General features: G+C 62.9%; 7 protein-coding genes and 1 pseudogene. 6 read left to right on the top strand and 2 right to left on the bottom strand.

The window, feature by feature from the left end; genetic code table 11:
* The 4 genes from ACMV18_RS07015 to ACMV18_RS07000 all read left to right on the top strand — a co-directional run.
* Positions 1-764, top strand: a 764-nt coding sequence (locus ACMV18_RS07015) for a bifunctional methylenetetrahydrofolate dehydrogenase/methenyltetrahydrofolate cyclohydrolase (protein WP_420817256.1), incomplete at its 5' end; no start/stop codon positions are given.
* A gap of 91 nt (positions 765-855) precedes the next feature.
* A complete protein-coding gene (locus ACMV18_RS07010) occupies positions 856-2,907 on the top strand; it encodes a M3 family metallopeptidase (RefSeq protein WP_420817255.1) in 2,052 nt (683 codons plus the stop codon).
* A 21-nt stretch (positions 2,908-2,928) separates the two neighbouring features.
* Positions 2,929-3,546, top strand: a complete 618-nt coding sequence (locus ACMV18_RS07005; RefSeq protein WP_420817254.1) for a glutaredoxin family protein — start codon at positions 2,929-2,931, stop codon at positions 3,544-3,546.
* Between the two features lie 3 nt (positions 3,547-3,549).
* A complete protein-coding gene (locus tag ACMV18_RS07000) occupies positions 3,550-4,842 on the top strand; it encodes a TIGR03862 family flavoprotein (protein ID WP_420817253.1) in 1,293 nt (430 codons plus the stop codon).
* A gap of 69 nt (positions 4,843-4,911) precedes the next feature.
* Here ACMV18_RS07000 and rpiA read toward each other — a convergent pair whose 3' ends face one another.
* Positions 4,912-5,583: a ribose-5-phosphate isomerase RpiA gene (gene rpiA, locus ACMV18_RS06995; RefSeq protein WP_420817252.1), complete on the bottom strand. Its 672-nt coding sequence runs from the start codon at positions 5,581-5,583 to the stop codon at positions 4,912-4,914.
* 33 nt (positions 5,584-5,616) lie between these two features.
* Positions 5,617-6,426, bottom strand: coding sequence for a DUF1624 domain-containing protein (locus ACMV18_RS06990; protein ID WP_420817251.1), 810 nt, complete (start codon positions 6,424-6,426; stop codon positions 5,617-5,619).
* Positions 6,427-6,475: 49 nt separating this feature from the next.
* Between ACMV18_RS06990 and ACMV18_RS06985 the strand changes: the two genes are divergently transcribed.
* Positions 6,476-8,449 (top strand): peptidase U32 family protein, encoded by a 1,974-nt coding sequence (locus ACMV18_RS06985; protein WP_420817250.1) that lies wholly within the window; start codon positions 6,476-6,478, stop codon positions 8,447-8,449.
* Between the two features lie 124 nt (positions 8,450-8,573).
* Positions 8,574-8,796: pseudogene (locus ACMV18_RS06980) on the top strand (UDP-2,3-diacylglucosamine diphosphatase); the annotation flags it as partial.

The following is an 8,796-nucleotide window of genomic DNA, read 5'->3' as shown; positions in this document are numbered from 1 at the left end:
CTGGTCTGGCCGTGATCCTGGTGGGTGACAACCCCGCCAGCCAGGTCTATGTGCGCAACAAGGTCAAGGCCTGCGAAGACGCCGGCTTCAAGTCGGTGCTGGAAAAGTACGATGCCACCATGACCGAGGCCGAACTGCTGGCCCGCGTCGACGCGCTGAACAACGACCCCAGCATTCACGGCATCCTGGTGCAACTGCCCCTGCCCAAGCACATCGATGACCACAAGGTCATCGAAGCCATTTCGCCCCTGAAGGACGTGGACGGTTTCCACGTGGCCAGCGCAGGCGCCCTGATGGTGGGTGAAGTGGGCTTCAAGGCCTGCACCCCTTACGGCTGCATGAAGATGCTCGAATCCATCGGCATGAAGGATCTGCGCGGCAAACACGCTGTGGTCATCGGTCGCTCCAACATCGTCGGCAAGCCCATGGCCATGATGCTGTTGCAAGCCAACGCCACCGTGACCATCACCCACAGCGGCACCGCCGATCTGGGCGCCATGACCCGCCAGGCCGACATCGTGGTGGCCGCCGTGGGCAAGCGCAATGTGCTGACCGCCGACATGATCAAGCCCGGCGCCGTGGTGATTGACGTGGGCATGAACCGCGACGACGAAGGCAAGCTCTGCGGTGACGTGGACTTCAACGGCTGCAAGGAAGTCGCTGGCTACATCACCCCCGTCCCCGGTGGGGTTGGCCCGATGACCATTACCATGCTGCTGGTCAACACCATGGAAGCTGCCGAGCGCACCGCAGGTCAAGCCTGATGCGCTGAGCAAGGTCGATGTCACCCGGCATTGGCCTTGCATTCCATCGGTGACACCTCATTTATCCGTTCAGGACTCCCCGTCGCATCCCATGAGCACCAATCCCTTGCTTGACACCACCGGCCTGCCCCTGTTCGATCAGATCAAGCCTGAACACGTGACACCCGCACTGGACGTGCTGTTGGCCGATGCCGATGCTGCGCTGACCCGGGTCACTGGCCCGGATGTGCCCGCCGACTACGATGCGCTGTCGCTGCTGCTGGACGTGGCCACCGAGCGATTGGGTCGCGCATGGGGCGCGGTGGGGCACCTCAACAGTGTGGCCGACACGCCCGAGCTGCGGGCGGCCTACAACGAGAACCTGCCCCGCATCACCGAGTTCTACACCCGCCTGGGCGCCGACGAACGTCTGTACGCCAAGTACAAAGCGTTGGCTGAAGCCCAACACAACTTGCCCGCGCACGAACTGCTGAGCGCCCCCCGCCAGCGTGCGCTGGACAATGCCCTGCGCGGCTTTGTGTTGGGCGGTGCCGAACTGCAAGGTGCGGCCAAGGAACGCTTTGCAGCCATCCAGGAAGAACAGGCCGCCAAGTCGCAAGCCTTTTCCGAGCACGTGATGGATGCCACCGATGCCTACGCTTACTACGCCAGTGCCGACGAACTGGCTGGCGTGCCGCAAGACGTCATCGATGCCACCCGTGCCGCGGCACAAGCCGAAGGCAAAGAGGGCCACAAGCTGACACTGCACATGCCGAGCTACTTGCCGGTCATGCAATACGCCACCCACCGTGGTCTGCGCGAAACCCTGTACCGCGCCTACACCACCCGGGCCAGCGAACTGGGTGCCGCCGAGCGTGACAACTCACCGCTGATGCGCGACATCGTGGCACTGCGCCAGGAAGAGGCCCAACTGCTGGGCTCCGCCAACTTCGCCGAGGTGTCGCTGGTGCCCAAGATGGCCCACGACCCACAGCAGGTGATGGATTTCCTGCGTGACCTGGCCAAGCGTGCGCGCCCCTTCGCCGAAGCCGACATGGCCGAACTGCGTGCGTTCGCCAAGAGTGACTGCGGTCTGGACGATCTGCAAGCCTGGGACGTGTCCTTTGTGAGCGAAAAGCTCAAGGAAGCGCGCTACGCCTTCCGCGATCAGGAAGTCAAGCAGTACTTCACGGAACCCACCGTGCTCAAGGGCCTGTTCAACCTGATCGAAACGCTGTTTGACGTGCAAATCCAGTCGGACATCGCACCGGTGTGGCATGAATCGGTGCGATTCTTCCGCATCGAGCGTGCAGGCAAGCTGGTGGGCCAGTTCTATCTGGACCCCTACGCTCGCCCCGGCAAACGCCCAGGCGCCTGGATGGACGATGTGCGTGGCCGCTGGAAACGCCCTGACACCCACGCCACCCAAACCCCTGTGGCGCACCTTGTGTGCAACTACGCCAAGGGTGTTGGCGACAAGCCCGCCCTGCTCACCCACGACGACGTGACCACCCTCTTCCACGAGTTCGGCCACGGCTTGCACCACATGCTCACGCAGGTCGATGACATCGGCGTGGCGGGCATCAGCGGTGTCGAGTGGGATGCCGTCGAGCTGCCCAGCCAGTTCATGGAAAACTTCTGCTGGGAGTGGGACGTCGTTCAGAAGCTGACCTGCCACGTCGACACGGGCGCATCCCTGCCTCGTGAGCTGTTCGACAAGATGACCGCAGCCAAGAACTTCCAAAGTGGTTTGATGACCCTGCGTCAGATCGAGTTCTCGCTGTTTGACATGCGACTGCATGCCGAGCCCGGCAGCGAAAGCCGCATTCAAGCCGTGCTCGATGAGGTGCGCCAGGAAGTGGCGGTGAACATTCCGCCAGCCTTCAACCGTTTCCAGCACAGCTTTTCACATATCTTTGCAGGCGGCTACGCGGCGGGCTACTACAGCTACAAGTGGGCTGAGGTACTCTCTGCAGATGCTTACGCCGCATTTGAAGAAGCCGCCACGGCCGCGACGGGGGTCCTCAACCCTGAGGTGGGCCGCCGCTACCGTGAAGCCATTCTGGAAGCGGGCGGCAGCCGCAGCGCCATGGAAAACTTCAAGGCTTTCCGCGGTCGTGAGCCTCAAATTGATGCCCTCTTGCGCCATCAGGGCATGAGCTGAAGACAGACAAGGATGACGAAGATGAAGCCGAGCGTTGTTGCGACAACTTTGATCACCAGCCTGACCTTGGTTGGCATGAGTTCGTCGGCATGGGCCTTGTACAAGGTCGTGGGGCCCGATGGCCGCATCACCTACACCGATCGTGAACCCGTCAACCAGACGGCTCAAACGATCAAGGCCAACGGCGCGACCTCATCCACCGAGAACCTGCCTTTTGAATTGCAGGCGGCTGTCGGGCGTTATCCGGTCACGCTCTACACCAGCAAAAGCTGCTCGCCTTGCGATGCAGGCCGCGAGTTGTTGCGCAGCCGCGGTGTGCCGTTTTCTGAAAAGACGGTCAACACCCCCGACGACATTCGCCAATTCCGCGCCACTGAAAAAACCGATCAGTTGCCCGTGGTTCGCATCGGTGCCAAGCAGATCCTCGGCTTCAGCCAAGGTGAATGGACTGAATACCTGAATGCGGCAGGCTACCCAGCCACGTCCATGCTGCCCCGCAATTACCGCCAGGCCACGCCATCGCCGCTGGTGCCACCGCCTGCCGCCAAGGCCAGCGAGCCCACACCAGCGTCGAACCCGTCCACTGACACTTCTCCAGCCTCGCCTGCGGGCAATGCCCCCTCCGGCTTCCGTTTCTGATCCTTGACTGATACCTCTGTTCCCGCTGCAGCCGGTGCTGCCCCCACGTCCGTTGTCATCATTGGCGGGGGCCCGGCAGGCCTCATGGCCGCCGAGGTGCTGTCCGCCCATGGTGTGCCCGTTGATTTGTACGACGGCATGCCCTCGGTGGGCCGCAAGTTTTTGCTGGCAGGCAAAGGCGGCCTCAACCTGACCCATTCCGAGCCGTTTGAGCGCTTCACCACACGCTTTGCAGAACGTGAAGCGGCGTTGAAACCTGCTGTCGAGGCGTTTTCACCCGACGCCATGCGTGCTTGGGCTGCTGACTTGGGTGTCGACACCTTTGTCGGCACGTCCGGACGAGTGTTCCCGTCCGACATGAAGGCGGCGCCTTTGCTGCGCGCCTGGCTGCACCGCCTGCGCGAAGCGGGCGTGCGCTTTCACATGCGTCACCGCTGGATGGGCTGGACCGATCAAGGCGCGCTGCGTTTCACCACAGCCGATGGTGAAATCACCAAGGCAGCGACCTGCACCATCCTCGCTTTGGGTGGCGGCAGTTGGGCCCGCCTGGGGTCGGACGGCAGCTGGATGCCGTTGCTGCAGGCCAAGGGTGTGGACACGGCCCGCTTGCAATCGGCCAACTGTGGCTTTGATGTCGCCCCCACAGCACCCGATCGTGCAGGCTGGAGCGATTTCTTGCGGCACAAGTTTGCGGGACAGCCCATCAAGCCTGTGGCCATCACCGTGATCGATGTGCAGGGCCACACCCAGCGCCAGCAGGGTGAGTTTGTGCTGACCGACACCGGCATCGAAGGCAGCCTGATTTACGCCTTCTCCAGCCGCATCCGCGAGCGCATCAATCGCGATGGCGCGTGCACCTTGCATCTGGACCTGCTGCCCGCACACACGCCAGAGCAGGTGCTGGCCGAGGTCAGCCGCCCACGCGGACCACGCAGCCTGTCCACCCACCTGAAGAGCCGACTGGGTCTGCAAGGTTTGAAGATGGCCTTGCTGCACGAGTGCCTGTCACCCGAGCAACTGGCCGATGCCACCAGCCTTGCGCAAGCCATCAAGGCCCTGCCCCTCACCGTGACGCGCACGCGCCCCATGGACGAGGCCATCAGCACGGCCGGTGGCGTCAAGTTTGAGGCGCTGGACGAACACTTCATGGTTCGTGCCTTGCCCGGCGTATTTTGTGCTGGCGAGATGCTGGATTGGGAAGCCCCCACCGGCGGCTACCTGCTCACGGCATCCATGGCCACGGGACGACAGGCGGGCTTGGGGGCGCTGGCCTACGTCCGGCCAGCACAGGCGTAAAAAAACCAGCCTCGGCGAGGCTGGTTCGCAGAGAGGCGGATCGCTCCGCCCCCAAAGCGCAGTTCGCGCTCAGAACGTCATGGTCTTGACGCCTTGGGCCGTCCCCAACAAGCACACCGATGCCTTGTTGCGCGCGAACACGCCCACGGTCACGACGCCGGGGATCTGATTGATGTCGGATTCAAACTGTGCGGGGTTCGTGATGCTCAGCCCCGTCACATCAACCACCACGTTACCGTTGTCGGTGGTCACGCCTTCACGCACCTTGCCCACGCCGCCCAGCTTGGCAAAAGCGCGGATCACCTGTGCGGCGGCCATGGGAATCACTTCAACAGGCAGCGGGAACTTGCCCAAGGCCTGAACCAGCTTGGATTCGTCGGCGATGCAGACAAACTTGTCGGCCAGATCGGCCACGATCTTTTCGCGCGTCAGGGCCGCGCCGCCGCCTTTGACCATGTTGCCGGCGTGATCAATTTCGTCAGCGCCATCGATGTAGACACCCAGGGCCGTCACCGACTCTGCGGGCAAGACCTTGATGCCCAGCGCTTCGAGGCGCTGCGTGCTGCGAACCGAACTGGACACGGCGCCGACCACGCGGGCGGGATCGGCCTTCAAGGCTTCGCCCAGGGCGTCGATGAACTTGTCCACGGTCGAGCCGGTGCCCACCCCTACGATGCTGCCGGGTTGCACATAGTCCAGCGCCGCGCGGCCAACCAGGGTCTTGAGTTCGTCTTGGGTCATCTGTGGGGTTCCGTTGGTTTGGGCATCGGTGCCTCAGAACGGGCGTCCGGTCAGTGTCATCCACGCCAGCAGCCCGCCGATCATCACCGGCTGATGCACCATGTAAAAAGTCAGGCTCCAGCGTCCCAGCACCGCCAATTTGCTGCGCGCAGCGGCGATGAAACGCGGCAAGCCGGCATTGTCACCCGAACCGAGGGTTTGTGCCGAGAGCCAGTGTCGTCGGTGTGACAGGATCCACTGTGTCGCGGCCATGCCCCACCACATCACGCCCAGCCACGGCAAGATGGGTACGTAATCTTCGGTGATGGGCTTGTGCGTGACCAGCCCCACCCAGTTGGTCAGGCGTGTGTCAAAAAACGGATGCTGAACGCATTGCGGCAAGACCAGCATCACACCGCCCAAGCCCCATAGCCACCCACGCAAAGGCGCACTCAGACGCGCCACAATGAGCATGATGGCCATGCCATGCAGCACACCAAAGCTGATGTAGCTGTGTGGAAACATGAACCAACTGCCGGCACTGACCAGCAGCGCGCACCCCACGATTTGCGCCCACCGGCGCCAGAAACGTGCCCAAGTCTGGCCTTGCTCGGTGGCCACAGCCTGTCCGGCGCCTGCGCAAATCAGGAACAGCGAGAGGATGCAGGTGCGCTGCACCGTCCACAGCGGATCGGCGTAGAAATTCGCGTCCAGCAGGCGGTAGTTGCTCAGGTCAAAACAGAAGTGAAACGCCGCCATCCAGATGAGCGCGAAGCCCCGCAAGGCATCCAGCCGGTCAAAACGGCCTGAATTCCCACTGGCTTGAAGTGACGATTGAAGGTTTTGAGCTTTTTTCGAGCGCATGGCGCTAGTATCGGCGGTTTGCTCTTTTGCAGTTGCCTGCGCTTGCCCCATGTCTCTCGCCCGCCACCAAATTGAATTGCTCGCGCCCGCCAAGACTGCCGACATCGGCATCGAGGCCATCAACCACGGCGCTGACGCTGTCTACATCGGCGGACCGTCGTTTGGCGCGCGCACCAACGCCAGCAACGAGGTCAGTGACATCGCCCGTCTGGTGCAGCATGCGCACCGCTACAACGCCAAGATTTTCACCACGCTGAACACCATCTTGCGCGATGACGAGCTGGAGCCCGCTCGCAAGCAGATCTGGGAGCTGTACGACGCCGGGGTGGATGCCCTGATCGTGCAGGACATGGGTTTGCTGGAACTGGACCTGCCCCCGATTCAGCTGCACGCGTCCACGCAAACCGACATTCGCACGGTGGAGAAGGCCAAGTTTCTGCAAGACGTGGGCTTCAGCCAGATCGTGCTGGCGCGTGAACTCACACTCAAGCAAATTCGCACGATTGCGGTCAACACCCACTGCGCCATCGAGTTTTTCATTCACGGCGCGCTGTGCGTGGCCTACAGTGGCCAGTGCTTCATCAGCCACGCCCACACGGGCCGCAGCGCCAACCGGGGCGATTGCTCGCAAGCCTGTCGCCTGCCCTATAACGTGATGGACGACAAAGGCCAGATGGTCGCGTTCGAACAGCACGTGCTGTCCATGAAGGACAACGACCAAAGCGCCAACCTGCGAGCACTGATTGATGCCGGCGTGAGTTCGTTCAAGATCGAGGGCCGCTACAAGGACATGGGCTATGTGAAGAACATCACCGCCCACTACCGCATGCTGCTCGACGAGATCCTCGAAGAGCGCCCGGAGTTGGCCCGCGCGTCGGCCGGTGAGTGCACGTTCTACTTCCAGCCTGAACCCGAGCGCAACTTCAACCGCGGCAGCACCGACTACTTCGTGAACGGCCGCAAGGAAGACATTGGCGCCTTTGAGTCGCCCAAGCACCTGGGTTTGCCGGTGGGTGAAGTCACCAAGGTGGGCGACAAGTGGTTTGACGTGCTGATCGAAGACGAGGCCATCAAGGAAGCGGGCGGCATCCACAACGGTGACGGCCTGAACTACCTGACGCTGACCAAGGACATCGTGGGCGTGCAGGCCAACACCGCCGAGCCCGTGGGCAAGTCGGGCCGCATCTGGCGCGTGTTCCCCAATGAAGACATTGAAACGCTGAAGGACCTGAAGGCGGGCGTGGCCATCAACCGCAACCGTGACCGCGCTTGGGAAAACCTGCTGTCGAAGAAGTCTTCCGAGCGCCGCATGGGCCTGTGGATGAACCTGACCGACACCGAAGATGGTCTGGCTCTGACCGTGACCGACGAAAACGGCCACACCGGTGAAGCCCGCGTGGTGTGCGACAAACAGGCCCCTCAGTCGCCCGAGAAGGCGGAAGCCAGCCTGCGCGACAACCTGACCAAGCTGGGTGCGACACTGTACGCCGCGCACGATCTGATGCTGTCGACCCAGCAGCCATGGTTCGTGCCGGCCTCGGCCGTCAATCAATTGCGTCGGGATGCCATCGCCAACCTGGAAGCGGCCCGCGCAGCGGCCTACGAGCGCCCTGTGCGCGCCAAGGCAGTCGAGCCGCCTGTGACGTACCCTGAGGATTCGTTGAGCTATCTGGCTAACGTGTTCAACCACAAGGCGCGCGACTTCTACGCCAAGCATGGCGTGAAGGTGATCGAAGCCGCCTACGAAAGCCAGGAAGAGCTGGGCGAGGTCAGCCTGATGATCACCAAGCACTGCGTGCGCTTCTCGCTGAGCCTGTGCCCGAAGCAAGCCAAGGGCGTGCAAGGCGTTCAGGGCACGGTGCGAGCCGAGCCGCTGCAACTCATCAACGGCAAGGAAAAGCTCACCCTGCGCTTTGACTGCAAGCCCTGCGAAATGCACGTGGTCGGCAAGATCAAGAAGTCGGTGCTCAACCAGATCCCGGCCGCGCCGGTGCAGTTCTACAAGGCGCGCCCGACGGCCTGATCTGGCCTGAACTCCTGGGCCAAGGGACCCGGCCCAGGCGTCACTGCGCCGTCACCGAGGCGTCGCGGTGCTGTCACAGAGGGCGCCCACCATGGCTCGCATGCGCGCCTGGATCCATGCCCCTCTGCTGCGAGACCTCACCACCGCCGGCCTGAACGGCGGCTCCATGGGGCTTCCGCGTCCGCCGGCCCCCACGCTCCCCGACAGGCGCTACCGCGTCCGAGCCGCGTGGATCTCGGATGTGCACTTGGGCACGCCCGGCTGCCAGGCCCACGCCCTGCTCGACTTCCTGCGCCGCGTCGAGTGCGACACCCTCTACCTCGTGGGCGACATCATCGACGGCTGGC

This window comes from Aquabacterium sp. (genome assembly GCF_048860245.1).
Classification (GTDB): domain Bacteria; phylum Pseudomonadota; class Gammaproteobacteria; order Burkholderiales; family Burkholderiaceae_C; genus Aquabacterium.
This window is presented reverse-complemented; position numbering and strand designations above follow the sequence as displayed.

Bases quoted from the DNA above. Each gene is read 5' to 3' on its own strand.
- ACMV18_RS07010 (WP_420817255.1), top strand. From the start codon at position 856: ATGAGCACCAATCCCTTGCTTGACACCACCGGCCTGCCCCTGTTCGAT.
- ACMV18_RS07005 (WP_420817254.1), top strand. From the start codon at position 2,929: ATGAAGCCGAGCGTTGTTGCGACAACTTTGATCACCAGCCTGACCTTG.
- rpiA (WP_420817252.1), bottom strand. From the start codon at position 5,583: ATGACCCAAGACGAACTCAAGACCCTGGTTGGCCGCGCGGCGCTGGAC.
- ACMV18_RS06990 (WP_420817251.1), bottom strand. From the start codon at position 6,426: ATGCGCTCGAAAAAAGCTCAAAACCTTCAATCGTCACTTCAAGCCAGT.
- ACMV18_RS06985 (WP_420817250.1), top strand. From the start codon at position 6,476: ATGTCTCTCGCCCGCCACCAAATTGAATTGCTCGCGCCCGCCAAGACT.